Origin of the sequence: Xanthomonas vasicola pv. musacearum NCPPB 4379 (assembly GCF_000277895.2) — a bacterium.
Lineage (GTDB): Bacteria > Pseudomonadota > Gammaproteobacteria > Xanthomonadales > Xanthomonadaceae > Xanthomonas > Xanthomonas vasicola.
The window spans coordinates 689,175-704,182 of the sequence record NZ_CP034655.1 but is presented as its reverse complement, the minus strand read 5'-3'; the positions used below and the strand labels follow the sequence as shown (position 1 = coordinate 704,182).

At 65.2% G+C, this 15,008-nt stretch carries 10 protein-coding genes and 1 pseudogene; 2 read left to right on the top strand and 9 right to left on the bottom strand.

Going from position 1 to position 15,008, the window contains the following annotated elements; translation table 11 throughout:
• Positions 1-116: 116 nt before the first annotated feature.
• Positions 117-278 carry a hypothetical protein gene (locus KWO_RS03270; RefSeq protein ID WP_017112918.1) on the bottom strand — a complete coding sequence of 54 codons (162 nt, stop codon included), beginning with the start codon at positions 276-278 and terminating at the stop codon, positions 117-119.
• 378 nt (positions 279-656) lie between these two features.
• Between KWO_RS03270 and KWO_RS03265 the strand changes: the two genes are divergently transcribed.
• Entirely contained in the window at positions 657-1,457 is an 801-nt protein-coding gene (locus tag KWO_RS03265) for a DUF481 domain-containing protein (protein WP_010376043.1), read from the top strand.
• 545 nt (positions 1,458-2,002) lie between these two features.
• Here the strand turns inward: KWO_RS03265 and hemC are convergent.
• From hemC to KWO_RS03215, 8 genes and pseudogenes are all read right to left on the bottom strand, one after another.
• Entirely contained in the window at positions 2,003-2,917 is a 915-nt protein-coding gene (gene hemC / locus KWO_RS03260; RefSeq protein ID WP_010376046.1) for a hydroxymethylbilane synthase, read from the bottom strand.
• A gap of 30 nt (positions 2,918-2,947) precedes the next feature.
• Positions 2,948-3,685: a LytR/AlgR family response regulator transcription factor gene (locus tag KWO_RS03255; protein WP_010368309.1), complete on the bottom strand. Its 738-nt coding sequence runs from the start codon at positions 3,683-3,685 to the stop codon at positions 2,948-2,950.
• A gap of 30 nt (positions 3,686-3,715) precedes the next feature.
• Positions 3,716-4,768: a sensor histidine kinase gene (locus KWO_RS03250; RefSeq protein WP_010376055.1), complete on the bottom strand. Its 1,053-nt coding sequence runs from the start codon at positions 4,766-4,768 to the stop codon at positions 3,716-3,718.
• 4 nt (positions 4,769-4,772) lie between these two features.
• The gene (locus KWO_RS03245; protein ID WP_026113140.1) at positions 4,773-5,441 is read right to left on the bottom strand and encodes an alpha/beta hydrolase; all 669 of its coding nucleotides are present in this window, start codon (positions 5,439-5,441) and stop codon (positions 4,773-4,775) included.
• 150 nt (positions 5,442-5,591) lie between these two features.
• Complete coding sequence (gene mdoH, locus KWO_RS03240) at positions 5,592-7,490, bottom strand: glucans biosynthesis glucosyltransferase MdoH (protein WP_026113141.1); 1,899 nt, start codon at positions 7,488-7,490, stop codon at positions 5,592-5,594.
• Between the two features lie 1,156 nt (positions 7,491-8,646).
• Positions 8,647-10,296 (bottom strand): M28 family metallopeptidase, encoded by a 1,650-nt coding sequence (locus KWO_RS03225; protein WP_010376065.1) that lies wholly within the window; start codon positions 10,294-10,296, stop codon positions 8,647-8,649.
• A gap of 169 nt (positions 10,297-10,465) precedes the next feature.
• Positions 10,466-11,332 (bottom strand): annotated as a pseudogene (locus KWO_RS03220) (diguanylate cyclase).
• Between the two features lie 234 nt (positions 11,333-11,566).
• The gene (locus KWO_RS03215) at positions 11,567-13,054 is read right to left on the bottom strand and encodes a SulP family inorganic anion transporter (RefSeq protein WP_010376070.1); all 1,488 of its coding nucleotides are present in this window, start codon (positions 13,052-13,054) and stop codon (positions 11,567-11,569) included.
• A gap of 207 nt (positions 13,055-13,261) precedes the next feature.
• Between KWO_RS03215 and KWO_RS03210 the strand changes: the two genes are divergently transcribed.
• Positions 13,262-14,692, top strand: a complete 1,431-nt coding sequence (locus KWO_RS03210) for a cellulase family glycosylhydrolase (protein WP_010368322.1) — start codon at positions 13,262-13,264, stop codon at positions 14,690-14,692.
• Positions 14,693-15,008 lie beyond the last annotated feature (316 nt).

The following is a 15,008-nucleotide window of genomic DNA, read 5'->3' as shown; positions in this document are numbered from 1 at the left end:
GCGCGGCGGGGTGAGCATCGCCGTCTGGCGATAGGCAACTGACGGTAGGCAGATAGCAGCACGCGTCCAGATTACGTCCGACCCAGGTGCGTGGTCTGTTGGGTCGGTCGCAACATTCACAGCTTGCCGGCGTTGAGATACCGCATCCTCGATCCGTGCCTGCAACAGGCGACGGGTGTCGGGTCGACAAGACCCAGACCGTTGGTCTCGTCGCGGCCGGCGTCGAACGGGGGGTCGTCCAGGCCAATGGCGGCGGGCAGCGCCGCTGTCGCTTGCATGCGACGGCACAGGGGCGCTCGGATCCGCGCCATTCGCCAGGCCCGCGTACCTCATGATGTGACCATCGTTGTTTGCCGCTTGGCAATCGCAAGCGCGCATCTGCGGATCACTCCGGCCACGCCAAGCGCATTGTCCGCCTCCTCCCAGTGCCACCTAGACGCGAACTCACCGATCGCTCCGACCATGCCACCAGCCGTACGCAGACACCCTTTCGCCGCGGCTATTGCACACAACCCGTCACGCCATGACGGCCCAGACCGCTTTCTACGCCCGAACCCTCAATGAAGGGGGCCGTTCACTTGGCAATAACGGCACCGCACAGTCCGTTATCATGAAATCGCTTCCACCCTCTCCCTGCCCTCCAAAGCGAGCTGCCCATGTCCCGCCGTGCCCCGTTGCCTGCCTTGTTGCCACTGTTGTTGATCACGCCCACCGTCTGGGCCCAGGCAGTCGCACCGGCGCCGGCAGACCCGGCCGCAGCGCTGGTGCCCTCGCCCTGGAGCGGCAGCAGCGGCGAGCTCGGCTACGCTGCCGCCAACGGAAACAGCACCACCGACAGCCTCAACGGCCGTGTGCGCCTGCGCTACACCGACGGCGACTGGATCCACAGCCTGGATGCCACCGCACTGCGTTCGAGCTCGGAATACACCAACACCAACGAAGATGGCAGCACTATGCGCGAACGCCAGACCACGGCAGAGCGTTACACCGGCAGCGCCGGTAGCGCACTGCAGCTGGGCGAACATCGCCAGCTCACCGCCACCGGCCGCTACGAGCACGACGACTTCGCCACCTACGACCGTCTGGCCACCTTCGGTATCGGCTACGGCACGCGCCTGATCGACGCCGACCGGTTCTACCTGGACGCGCAGGTGGGCCCGGGTGTGCGCCGCGCGCACAACAGCAACGAAGACCGCAACGAAACCGGGTTGATTGGTCGCGGCCTGTTCGACCTGAAGTACACCGTTACCGACAACACCGATGTGATCAACACGCTGCTGGTGGAATCGGGCGAATACAACACCTATGCGCAGAACGATTTCGGCGTGCAGGTCAGCATGAACTCGCATTTCGCGCTGAAGGCTGCGTGGCAGATGCGCCACAACAGCGAGGTCAGCGACGGCGACAAGAAGACCGATACGCTGACTACGGTCAATCTGGTTTACACGTTCAAGTAAGCGCCCGCTGGCGGCCGCGTCCGGGGCTCGGCTCCCACGACAGCGCCGAGCACCGGGCGCGCCCCGCCCCTGCCGCGAAAAACTTGTCCGTACCGCCGCGAGGGATTGTGCGTGTAGGAGCGCCCCGGGCCGCGCGAGCATCCCGATGAAGCTTCTCGCGGCCAGAGCCGCTCCTACAAGGAGCGGGCATCGGGCGGCACGCCTGAGCTGCGGCAAGCCGATGCGCTGACCGCCGCCGCGCTGGTGATAAGGTTGCGTAGATGCTCACGACAGCGCCGAGCACCGGCCACACACCGACCTAGCCGCGAAAAACATACCCGCGCCGCCGCGAGGATTGCTCGTGTAGGAGCGCGCCGGGGCACGCGGGCTTTCCCGGTGCAGCCTGTCGCGGCCAAGGCCGCTCCTACGCAAAGCGGGCATTGCGAGCACCCGGCACGGCTCTCGTGACCGGGATCGATCCTGTTGACGCAGCGGCGGTTTTCTCGGTTGGACGTGCCTGCGCGCGCTCGATTTCTGCGGCCGGGCGCGCTGTTCCAGGCCCGACGTTACAACTCGGCCAGCAGCTGCGCGGCGCCCTTGTCGAACAGTCCTTGCGCAACGCGACGGCCAAGCGCCTCGGTATCGTCGGCGCTGCCGTGTGCATCGGCGTGGATCAGGCGGCCGTCGCTGGCGCTGCCGACCATGCCCTGCAGGAAAAGGCCCTCGCCTTCCCAGCGCGCGAAGGCAGCCACCGGCACATGGCAGCTGCCGTGCAGCGCGCGATTCATTGCCCGCTCGGCTTCCACGCAGGCGCGCGTGCGGCCGGCATCCAGCACCGCCAGCAAGCTGTGGATACGCGCGTCGTCGCCACGACATTCCACTGCCACCGCGCCTTGTGCGGGCGCCGGCAACCACTCCGGTGCGTCCAGCCGCGCGCTGATGCGTGCATCCAGCCCAAGCCGCTGCAGACCGGCGCAGGCCAGCACGATGGCGTCGTAGCCGCCGTTGTCGAGCTTGGCCAGCCGCGTGTTGACGTTGCCGCGCAGGTCGATCAATTCCAGATCCGGGCGTGCGGCGCGCAACTGCGCCTGGCGACGCAGCGAAGACGTGCCCACGCGTGCGCCCAGCGGCAACGCCTGCAGGCTGGCATAGAGGTTGGACACCAACGCATCGGCCGGGTCGCCACGCTCCAGGATCGCCGGCAGCACGAACGGGTCGTCCAGTTCCATCGGCACATCCTTGAGCGAATGCACCGCGCAATCGGCGTCGCCGCGCAACATCGCCAGCTCCAGCTCCTTCAGGAACAGGCCCTTGCCACCGATCGCCGCGAGCGAGCGGTCCAGCACTTCGTCGCCGCGGGTGCTCATCGGTACCAACACCACCTCCAGTCCGGGGTGGTGTTGACGCAACGCGGCGGCGACGTGTTCGCTCTGCCAAAGGGCGAGCGGGCTTTTGCGGGTGGCGATACGGAGCGTGGTCATGCCGGCATTATCGCGGAGCCGGCGCCGAACTCACAGTTGACGTAATTGATCGCGCAGGCTGGCCACGCAGCGACGGCTCACTTCCAGGGTTTGCGGCACGTTGCGCAGCACCGCGTGCACTTGGCCATCGCCGCTGCGGCGCAGTTCCACCAGCTCGTCGCGGGCCACCAGGCAATTGCGATGGATACGCACCAGGCGCTCGGCGAATTCGTCTTCCAGCGATTTCAGCGACTCTTCGATCAAGTCTTCGCCACGGGTGTGGTGGACGATGACGTACTTCTCTTCGGCCTGCAGGTAGCGGATGTCGCCGATGGCGATCAGCCGCAAGCTGCCGCGCAGGCGCGCACACAGATGGGTGCGCAGCGGCCTGGGCGCAGTGCCGGGCACGCGGCCAGCCAGAAAGGTGGCGACTTTTTCCAGGGCAGACGCCAGGCGTTCCGGGCGCACCGGTTTCATCAGGTAATCCAGCGCGGCTGCGTCGAACGCGGACAAAGCATGCTGGTCGTAGGCGGTGCAGAACACCACCGCCGGTGGCGGCTGGCTTTGCCGCAGCAAGCGCGCGGTTTCCAGGCCGTCGACGCCGGGCATGGCGATGTCCAGCAGCACCAGATCCGGATGCAGGTGTTCGCACTGCTGCAGCACTTGCTGGCCGTTTTCCGCCTCGCCAATCACCTCTACCTGCGGATGCTCGCCCAGCAGCATGCGCAGGCGCTCGCGCGCCAGTGGCTCGTCATCGGCGATCAGCACCCGCACTTGCGTGGCCGTCATGGACTCCCCCTCGCTACCGTGACTCTCCCCTCACGGCAGCGGCAATGTGATCTCACAGGCATAGTAGCCTTCAGCCCAGCTGGCCGCCATCCGTGCCCCGGCACCGAACTGGAACGCAAGCCGGTGCGAGATGCTGGCCTGCGCATGCCCGGCGCCAGCCAGCAGCGGCAACTGGGTACCTGGTTGCGGCGCCGGGTTGACGATACGGATCTGCAACTGGTTGCCGCGCTGACGCAGCGACAGGTACAGCGTACCGCCTTCGGGCATGCGCGAAACGCCATGCAGTACGGCATTTTCAACCAATGGCTGCAGCACCAGGCGCGGCATCGGCAGCTCCCAGGGCAGCGGCTCCTGGCGGTGCCAGCGCACCTGCAGGCGCTCGCCCAGGCGCAGCGATTCGATTGCCAGATAGCGTTCGGCCAGTTCGCATTCGGCACGCAAGGTGGAAACGCCCTCGCCGGCGCCGAGCGCGGCGCGGAATAGATCCGACAGATCCAGCACCGCCTGCTCGGCCACCACCGGGTCGCGCCGCAGCAGGCTGGCGATGAGGTTCATGCTATTGAACAGGAAGTGCGGGCGAATGCGCGCCTGCAAGGCGTCGGCCTCGGCGCGTGCATTGGCCTGCACCTGCGCCTCCCAGCGGTCGCTGACATAGAAATAGCGCAGCGCCAGCGCGGTGATCAGCACTACGGTGGCAGCGCTGCCCAAGGTGAACCGCCAGAAGCCAACCAGCGGCCCCAGCGGCGCCTGCCCAAGCACTGCATACAGGCTGTGCACGATGCCGGCGCCGAGCATCGCCACCACCGCGGCAATCAGCAACGCGGCCAGCCCGCCCAGCCGTGGCGGCAATCGCGACAGGCTTGGCCGCAACACGCACAGCAACACACTGACCGCCAGCGCCAGCCATAGCGCCAGACCGCTGGCGGAGACGAACCGCGACAAGGTGATGCTGCGTGCGGCGCCGGCATCGGGCACCAGGGTCACCACCAGTACCACCAGTTCGGCCAGGCCCAGCATCGCGCCCAGCCGTGGCAGCCGGCACAGGTCCGGCATCCAGGCAATCTGCGGCGCGCGCTGGGCCATGGGCTCAGGCGGCGGTGAAGCGCGCCTGCATCCAGTCGCGCAAGGCCTCGATCTCTTCCAGACAGACCTGGTGGCCCATCGGGTAGGTGTGCCAATCCAGCGCGAAGCCGAGCGTGCGCAAGGTCTGCATGCTGGCCTGGCCAGCCGCGAACGGCACCACCGGGTCGGCCGTGCCATGCGCCATGAACAGCGGTTGGCGGGTTGCGGCTGGCTGCAGCTGGGTGGCGGCGGCAGCGGGATCCGGCAGATAGGTCGACAGCGCGATCAAGCCGGCCAACGGCACGCTACGCTGCAAGCCCACCGCCAGGGTCACGGCGCCGCCTTGCGAGAAGCCGGCCAACAAGATGCGTTCGGGCGCGATGCCGCGCGACTGCTCATGGGCGATCAAGGCTTCGACCTGCGCCACCGATTCGGCAATACCGGCCTTGTCGGCGCGCTGGGCGAAATCCATGCCGACAATGTCGTACCAGCCGCGCATGCGCACGCCGTTGTTGATGGTGATCGGGCGGATCGGCGCATGCGGGAAGACGAAGCGCAGCGCCGGCCAATCCGGGCGCACCAGCTCCGGCACCATCGGGGCGAAGTCGCTGCCATCGGCGCCCAGGCCGTGCAGCCACAGCACGCTCCATTGCGGGTTCGGTCCGGTCTCGCGTTCGATCACTTCCAGCATTATCCAGCTCCGCTTGCGGGCTGGGCATTATGCCTTGTGCGACGGGCGGGCCAGATCACCGAGCGCAGACGGCGCTACGTGCACGCAAAGGCAACGGTAGCCATCGTGCAACGTCACCGGCGCTGGACCCGAAGGACCGGCGCCGGTGCGCACTCAGATCAGCGACGGTTCTAGCGCAGCGGCGCGGCGCAGCTCGGACGCGCGCACCAGCACCTTGGGCGGGTCCAGTTCTTCGGGGATGCAGAAAATGCCGGCACGGCGCAGCGCCATGCCGCTGCGGCGCAGCGAGGTCAGCGCCACCACCGGGATCGACAATGCCATGCCCACGATTACCGGCCCCATCCACGCGGCCAGCGCCGGCGAGACCGCGTAGGCCACCGCACCCATGAACAGGCCGAACACGGTCAGGCCGCCGTAGCTGCGCAACAGCGCCGGCCATGACAGCTTGCCGTCATCGCGCACCTGCGCATCCCAGCCGGAATCCTTACCGGCCAGCACTTCGAATACACCGCGCGACTGCAGGTACATCACCACCGGCGCCATCAAGGCCGCCAGCACGGTTTCCAGCAGGATGCTCACCGCCGCGCGGAAGGCACCGCCGCAGGCACGCAGCTCGCGCGGGTTGAGCAGTAGCGCGATGTAGCCGAGCAGCTTGGGGGCCAGCAACACGAACATGGTGCAGATGAAGATCCAGATCGCATTGCCCTGGCTGCTGCCATGCCAATAACGGGCGGGCGAGAACGGCAGGTCGCCGGCCAGATCAATACCGCCGCCGGCCAGCGGAATGCCGATACCGATCAGCATCAGCAGGCCCCACATCGGTGCGGTGAAGTAATGCCCGATGCCGATCAGCATGTGCATGCGGCTGATCCAGTGCAGGCCCTTGGCGCTGACCACCTTGGCGTGCTGCAGGTTGCCCTGGCACCAGCGGCGGTCGCGGATCAGCAGGTCGGTGAGCGTGGGCGGGCCTTCTTCGTAGCTGCCCTGCAGGTACGGCACCATGTGCATGGCCCAACCGCCACGCCGCATCAGCGCCGCTTCCACGAAGTCGTGGCTGAGCACGTGCCCGCCGAACGGCTTGCGCCCGCGCAGCGACGGCAGGCCGGCATGATCGGCAAACGCCTGGGTGCGGATGATGGCGTTGTGGCCCCAGTAATTGCTCTCGGCGCCGTGCCACCAGGCCACGCCGAAGGCGATGATCGGCCCATACACGCGGCCGCCAAACTGCTGCATGCGGGCAAACAGGGTCTGCCCGTTGACCACCGCCGGCAGGGTCTGGATGAGGCCGACGTCCGGGTTATTTTCCATGCCGGCGACCAGCCGCACGATGGTGTCGCCGGTCATGACGCTGTCGGCGTCCAGAATCAGCATCTGCGAGTAGCTGCCACCGAAGCGACGCACCCAGTCGGCCACGTTGCCGGCCTTGCGCGCGGCGTTGTCGGCGCGGCGGCGGTAAAAGATGCGACCGTGACCATCGACGCGGTCACACAGTTCGCCATACACCAGTTCTTCGGCGCGGCCGATGTGCTCGCGGGTGGTATCGCTGAGCACGAAGAAATCGAAGTGCTCCAGCTGGCCGGTTTCGGCCACCGATTCGTAGATGGCCTGCAGACCGGCCAGCAACCGGCGCGGGTCTTCGTTGTAGGTGGGCATCAACAACGCAGTGCGCGAGCGCAGCGTGGGCAGCGGTTCTTCCGGGTCGATACCGAGCTTGCGCCCGGCACGCGCCACCACGGTGACGAAGCCGGCCACGGCGCTAGCGAACGACATGGCGATCCAGGCGAACAGCAGGATAAACAACCCAAGCAGGCAGCCTTCCAGCACGCTGATGCCGTCGGGCCACAGCACGCTGAGCATCACCCACACGGCAACGGCAGTGGTGGCGAAGGTGCCGCCGATCAGATAAAAGCGGCGCACGCCGATGCCGGCTGGCGAGGTGCGCTGGTGGCGCACTTGCAGGCTGCCTTCGCGCAGATTCTGTTCGGGCATTGCCAACGGCGCTTCCGGCGGCAGCGTGGGCTTACCGGCATCGAGGGCAGAAACGGGGGGCATTGCAGTGGGTGTCGGGGAAAGAGTCACGGTGCCATCCATCAGGGCTGCCCGTCGCGCGAGAGCGACAGTGCGGGCTGAAACGGGGGGTCCATACCCGCCATGCAGTGCGATGTTGCCTGGCACGCGGTGACGCGGGCGAGCCCGACGCTGTGCGACCAAGACGCTCTGAAACCACTCCGATGCACAAGTTCTCCTGGCTGCAACCTCATGCCGCAGCGCATCCTAAAGAATCGACCGTTAAAGCAACGAAGGCCGCTTGCAGTCTTCGCCCCTCCCGACGAGGACCGCGCGGCAGACTACGCCGCAGCGACCGAACGCAACCCCAACAGATTGCAGCCTAACGCACATGCTGTCACGGGGCAGCATGCCTGGCTGTCATGCAGAAGCGTTGCAATTGGTGTGCCATGACGTGGAATCGGTTGCAGTGACGGGGTGTTGGCGTTGCATTTCTTGGATGCAAGCGATGACTTCGGGCAAAGCCTGGCTGGTCACATGGCGGTCCTCGCCGCCCCAAACAATTTGCTGACTGCTTTGCTGAAGAAGCAGAACGTGACGTCGCCAGCTACTGATCGCTCTAATCGGTTAAGACGATCTGGCGTTCCAGGCGTTGCGTGGCTTGAGTGAAAAGCTTGGTTGGTCGAGTGTGCGGTGCCCTCAGCGCTCGCGGGACACGCCGTAAACCCGTCCATGGGGCTCGATGACGGCATCCATACCGCCAACAGTCCCGCAAGCGGCGAGGACACCGCACCAGGCGGTTTCCGTGCTGCGTTATTGAAAGCTATGCACACCGACCAGCGTGACTGGTCCTTGCCCGCCCACCGTCGCGGGACCCTGGGCGGCATGGATGCCGCCAAGGAGCTTACAGGGACGTACTTGCAGCATGTCCTGCGATGGTGGACGGGCAAGGGCCCTGCAACCGAGCCGCAGATCAGCAGCTCCGCGATCTACAGACTGCAACTGCAACTAACTTAGGCACAGCGTTCAATCCATCACAAGAACGCAGAGATCGGCGATCTTTAGGGACTGAGTAGAACATCGCAAGCACTCAATAGGCGGCAGGCAACGCACACTCAAAGCGGCATGTACACCTGATACGTGCCGCACCAATAACCGCAGCGCCCGCCTGATCGCCGCGCAATAGCATTGTCATCCGCTGTTACTTGCGTGCCGCCTCGCTGGCGTCGCGGGTGGCGCGGAACTCCGAGTCTTGGCTCCAGTTCGGCCACTGACGCGAGTCGGCAAGCTGCTGGCCTAGCGCATACAACACACCCAAGTCGCGTGCAGCGCCGGCGAAGGTCCAATCCGGCTTCCATTCGTCGCCTTGCTGGTGATAGCGCTTGGCGGTGTAGTCGTCGGCTGCGGCCTTGCCTGCCGCCACGCCACCCACTTCCCAGTCCTGGCCGGCTGCATACGACAGCGCCGGCACGCCGCGCTTGGCGAAGGAGAAATGATCGGAGCGGAAGAAATAGCCAGCCTGCGGTTTGGGATCGGGCGTGTAGCGCAATTTGGATTGCGCAGCGACGCTCTTCAGTTGATCGAGCAGTTCGAGTTTTGCGGTGCCGTAGATGCCGAAATCGCGCGAAGGCACGAACGGATTCATGCCGTCCATGTTGATCACTGCCACCGTGGTGTCCAGCGGATACAGCGGCTTGGATGCGTAGAACTCCGAGCCCAGCAAGCCCTTCTCTTCGGCGGGGACGGCCAGGAACACCACCGAGCGCTCGGGCTTTGGCCCCTTGGCGAAACTGCGCGCCAGCTCCAGCAACGCAGCGGTGCCGCTGGCGTTGTCCAATGCGCCGTTGAAGATGGTGTCGCCACGTGCATCCGGTTTGCCCACGCCGATGTGGTCCCAGTGCGCGCTGTAGATCAGCGTTTCGTTGGGATGCTTGCTGCCTTCCAATCGCGCGACGACGTTGTGCGACGTGATCACGTCGGACTTGACCCGATAGCTGGCGCTCAAACGCTGGTTCTTGAGTTCGACCGGCTTGAAGCCGCGCGCCTGCGCTTGCTTCTTCAAGGTCTCGAAATCCAACCCGGCATGCTTGAACAGCTCGGTGGCCAGATCGCGCTGGATCCAGCCTTCCAGCGTGGGATGCGCGCTACGCGGGTTGTCGCGCACCACGTCGAACATGGTGTTGGTGTTGGAGCTGGCCACCGTGTCCCAGCCATACGAGGCCGGCGCGGTTTCGTGCATGACCAGCACGCCGAGGGCGCCCTGGCGCGCGCCTTCTTCGTACTTGTAGGTCCAGCGGCCGTAGTAGGTCATGCCGACGCCGTCGAAATCCCCCTTGCCGGTTTCAAAATCCGGGTCGTTGATCAGCACCACGGCGATCTTGCCCTTCAGATCTACACCCTTGAAGTCGTCCCAGTTGCGCTCCGGCGCCTTGACGCCGTAGCCGACGAACACCAGCGGCGCGTTGGCGATCTCCACGTGGGATGAGCCATCCAGCGCGGCGCGGATGGCGATTTGCTTGCCCTGGGTCAGCGCTTGCTGCTTGCCGGCGTTCTGCACCGCAATGGTAGGCGTGCCGACGATATCGGCGCGCCGCAGCGGCACCGCCTGGGTCCAGGCGCGCTTGCCGTTGGCCAGATCGCCGCCCGGCTGCAGGCCGGCCTCGGCGAACTGCTTGCTCAGGTAAGCAATGGTCTTTTCTTCGCCGGCAGTGGCAGGGCCGCGGCCTTCATAGGCATCGGAGGCAAGTTCCTTGACGTCACGCGAGATGCGCGCGCCATCGAAACTCGGCGTGGCCGCCATCAGCGCGGTCGAGACCGCCATCGCCAGAAGTCCTACGGCAACTCGCTTCATTGCACACCCCAGATCTTGGATAGCCCTGGAGTGTAGCCAGCATCGCGTGCAGGACCATATCCGCGCCCGCGCCAATGCATGCAGTGCGATTGCGCTGTGCGCGGATGAAGGTCGGTGCGGTTGTCTGCGGCGAGTGGGCCGGTGGCCTGCTCCAACGCGCCGCTGCGGCTCAGGACAGATCGACGCTGCCCACCGGGTGCGCAACCTGCCGCACTGCCCGCCGGCGATCAGCTCGGCATACACCGCCGCGCGATTGCGGCCGTGTTGCTTGGCCCAGTACAGCGCCGTCGGCTTCGTCCAGCATTTCGCTGATCAGCTGACCGTGGGTCAGTTCGACGATGCCGGTACTGCGCGTGACCTGCCCCACCTGCGGGAACAGGTAACTCGGCCACGGCCAGCCGGAATCGCTCGAACAGGCTCACAGCGGTATCGCAGTCCACGCCGCGCAACACAATCACGAACTCTTCGTCGCCGAAGCGGAACAGCAGACGATCCCCAGCCACGCCCTGTTCCGCTGCGGATTCGGCACCGCCTGCAAACAGCCGCAGGATCACATCGTCGAAGGTCTTGTGGTTGCGCAGACCAGTCAGTGTCTCGCGCTGGGCGTCGTCGCGCAGGCTGCGGTAATTCTGGAAGAAGCGCGCAAAGCGCTGCAGCATCGCTTGCTTGGCAATGCCGGCAATGCGCGCGCCGGCCACCCGCAGGCAGGTGCGGATGCCGCGCACTTTCATCATTGGGTAGACCAGCAAGGGGCGGCCATCTTCCTGCAGCTGCACCACATCGCCCGGCCCATGGACCTCGGCCAGCTGGGTGCGCGTGCGTGCATCGTGGATCTCGGCCACCGTCAGCGACAGCCGGCCGTCGTCGTGCAGACGCGTTTCGGCCATGCTGCGGCCGTCCGGGGCGATGCGTCGCAGCGAGAGTTCTTCGGCGGCGCAGACCTCGCGCAGGTGCGCACCAGACTCAGGTCGAGCAGATCGGCATCGCGGATGGCGGCCAGGTCCACCATCCGTTTCAGAAGCGGTGCATTGGTCATGGCCGCGCGACCCTTTGAACAGACACGCGCCCGCAGCGCCGGGCACGGCACGCAGGCGCACATCTCGGGTTGGAACGCACTGGCTTCACGGCAGCAACCGGCAATCAGGATGCCGAATCATTGGCGTGGCCTACCCGAACTTGCGTTCGCGCGCAGCTGCGCTCAGGGCAGGGACAGCCAGGCACTGGGTGCGCGCCAGGCATGCGGGGCGCATCCCGGCCGCGTGACCCCGGCTCAGGGCAACGCAGACTCAAGCGCGTCCTCACCCAAGGCATGCCGCTGCATCAGGCGCCGGCTGCCGGCATTCAAGCCTGTCACTTGCACGTCCAACTCGTGATGGCGCAAGCGCTGCACCACCTTGTCCAGTGCTGCCACTGCGGTGATGTCCCAGAAGTGTGCGCGGCTGACGTCGAGCACCACTGCGCCGCCAGGCACCTCGCGTGCATCGAAGGCGTCGATGAAGACATCGGCCGAGGCGAAGAACACCTGCCCGCGCACGCTGTAGGTGCGCACGCCATCGGCACTGTCGGCGTGCGTGATCTGCAGCAGCCCGGCCACCTTGAAGGTGAAGAATACCCCGCTCAGCAGCACGCCTACCGCCACACCTGCCGCCAGATTGTGGGTGAATAACGTCACCGCCACGGTCGCCAGCATCACCACGCTGGACGTACGCGGGTTGGTCACCACCGTGCGCAGCGAGCGCCAGTCGAAGGTCTCCGCCGACACCATCACCATGATCGCCACCAGCGCCACCACCGGCACCTGCGACACCCACGGCTTGAGCATCACCATCAGGATCAGCAGGAACACGCCGGCAAACAACGTAGAGAGACGACCACGGCCGCCGTATTTCACGTTGCCCACGGTCTGCCCGATCATGCCGCAGCCGGCAATGCCGCCGAACAGACTGGCGGCAGCGTTGGCGATGCCTAGCCCGGTGCATTCGCGGTTCTTGTTGCTGGGCGTGTCGGTGAGTTCATCGACCACGCGCGCGGTCATCATCGATTCGAGCAAGCCCACCATCGCAATGGCCAGCGCCGGCAGCGCAATGATGCGCAGCGTTTCCAGCGTCAACGGCACCGCCGGCCATTGCAGGAACGGCAGCGCGTTGGGCAGCTTGCCCAGATCGGCCACGGTCTTGAGCGGCAGATGCAGCGCGGTGCTGGCAACGCTGAGCAGCAGAATGCACAACAGTGGCGAAGGAATTGCCGACACTCCGGGCACGCGCAGACGCGGCAGGCCGTAGATGATGGCCATCCCTACGCCCAGCATGACCCAGGTGGTCAGATTGGCACCTAACAGATGCGGCAACTGCGCGGCGAAGATCAACACTGCCAGCGCATTGACGAAACCGGTGCGCACCGAGCTACTGACAAAGCGCATTAGCACGCCCAGCCGCAGCAGCCCGAACAGAATCTGCACTGCGCCGGCCAGCAAGCCGGCGGCCAGCAGATACGGTAGCCCGTGCGCAGCCACCAGCGGTGCAGCCACCAGTGCCACCGAGCCGGCTGCAGCAGAAATCATCGCAGGGCGTCCGCCACAGAACGCAATCACGATGCCAATCACGAAGGATGCGAACAGGCCCACCTGCGGATCGACCCCGGCCACGAACGCGAATGCAATCACTTCGGGAATCAGGGCAAACGTGGCCACCGCACCGGCCAGTAGTTCGCGCGCGGGGGAGGCGCGCCATTGCGCCAGTTCGGCACGCAACAAGGACATGGGGGACACTCCGGCAACAGAAAGGACAACCTGCGAACAGCACGCAGCAACCCTAGTGTGCGGGAAAGCGAGCTCGCCCGCAGCTTGGATGTGACTGGTATGCCACTGCGCTTTTCTGTGGCAACGGTCACGCCACGCGGCACAGCCGAAGACCAAGATGCCCCCTCAGCGAGCTCGACTGTCGAGCTCGCTTAACCAGGAGACATCATGTCCATCTTCAAGGCTGCAAGTACGCTCGCATTTGCAACGATGTTAGCGCTAACCGCCGCTCCGGCTTTCAGCTATTCGGTCAGCAAAAACAAGATCGTCAACGACAAGGGCAAGGTGGTTCAGCTCAAGGGCGTGAACGTGTTCGGCTTCGAGACCAGCAACCATGTCATTCATGGCCTGTGGGTACGCAACTGGAAAGATATGATCGACCAGATGCAGGGCCTGGGCTTCAACGCGGTGCGCCTGCCGTTCTGCCCGGCCACGCTGCGTAGCGACACCATGCCCACCAGCATCGACTACAGCCGCAATGCCGACTTGCAGGGCCTGAGCTCGTTACAGATTCTCGACAAAGTGATCAACGAATTCAACGCACGCGGCATGTATGTATTGCTGGATAACCACAGTCCCGATTGCGGTTCCATTTCAGAGCTGTGGTACACCGATTCGTATTCCGAAGCGCAATGGCTGAACGATCTGCGCTTTGTCGCCAACCGCTACAAGAACGTGCCGAGCATGCTCGGCGTGGATCTGAAGAACGAGCCGCACGGCGCGGCGACCTGGGCCACGGGCAACGCCGCCACCGACTGGAACAAGGCCGCCGAGCGCGGTTCTGCCGCTGTGCTTGCGGTGGCGCCGAAGTGGATCATTGCGGTGGAAGGCATCACCGACAACCCGGTGTGTTCGACCAATGGCGGCATCTTCTGGGGTGGCAGCCTGCAGCCGCTGGCCTGCACACCATTGAACATTCCGGCCAACCGCCTGTTGCTGGCACCGCATGTGTACGGCCCGGACGTGTTCGTGCAGTCGTACTTCAACGACAGCAACTTCCCCAACAACATGCCCTTGATCTGGACCCGCCATTTCGGCCAGTTTGCCAGCAATCACGCGCTGGTGCTGGGCGAATTCGGCGGCAAGTACGGTGAAGGCGATGCGCGCGACAAAGTCTGGCAGGACGCGCTGGTGAAGTACCTGCGTAGCAAGGGCATCAACGGAGGGTTCTATTGGGCGTGGAACCCCAATAGCGGCGATACCGGCGGCATCCTGCGCGACGACTGGACCACGGTGCGCGAAGACAAGATGACCTTGTTGCGGACGCTATGGGGCACGGCAAGCAACACCAAACCGACGCCAACTCCGACGCCAACCCCGACCCCCACGCCAACGCCAACGCCGAGCGCTGGCTTCAGCACCAAGGTGATCCCCGACAGCAAGTGGAACGGCGGCTACTGCAATCGCGTGCAGGTCACCAATACCGGTACCGCCAGCGGCACGTGGTCGATCTCGCTGACGGTCACCGGCACCGTCAACAACGCCTGGAATGTAACCTGGTCGCAGAGCGGCAGCGCACTGCAGGCCAGCGGTGTGGACTTCAATCGCACCCTGGCTGCCGGTGCAACGGCCGAGTTCGGCTTCTGCGCGGCAGGTTGATCAACATGCAGTAAAAGCATGCAGCGCGCCGGCTAGTGCAGCGCAGACTTTCGCAGTCTGCGTTGCACGATCTGAGCTGTCCTGCAGGGCGGCTGATCGCTGCACCGTCTTGCAAGCAGGCCGAACACAGCAGATGTCTTCGGGACACCGCAGCAGTCACAGGACAGAGTAGATAGGACAAGCGCGCCATTGCGTGAGATGCGTTGTGTTCGATCATGCGCATCGCACCCAATGGCGCTGCGTACTTACATCGCCATCGCGTCGTTATGCAATAAATGCCTTAAATAAGCAGGCGCGGCCGCAGATAACGTTCAAC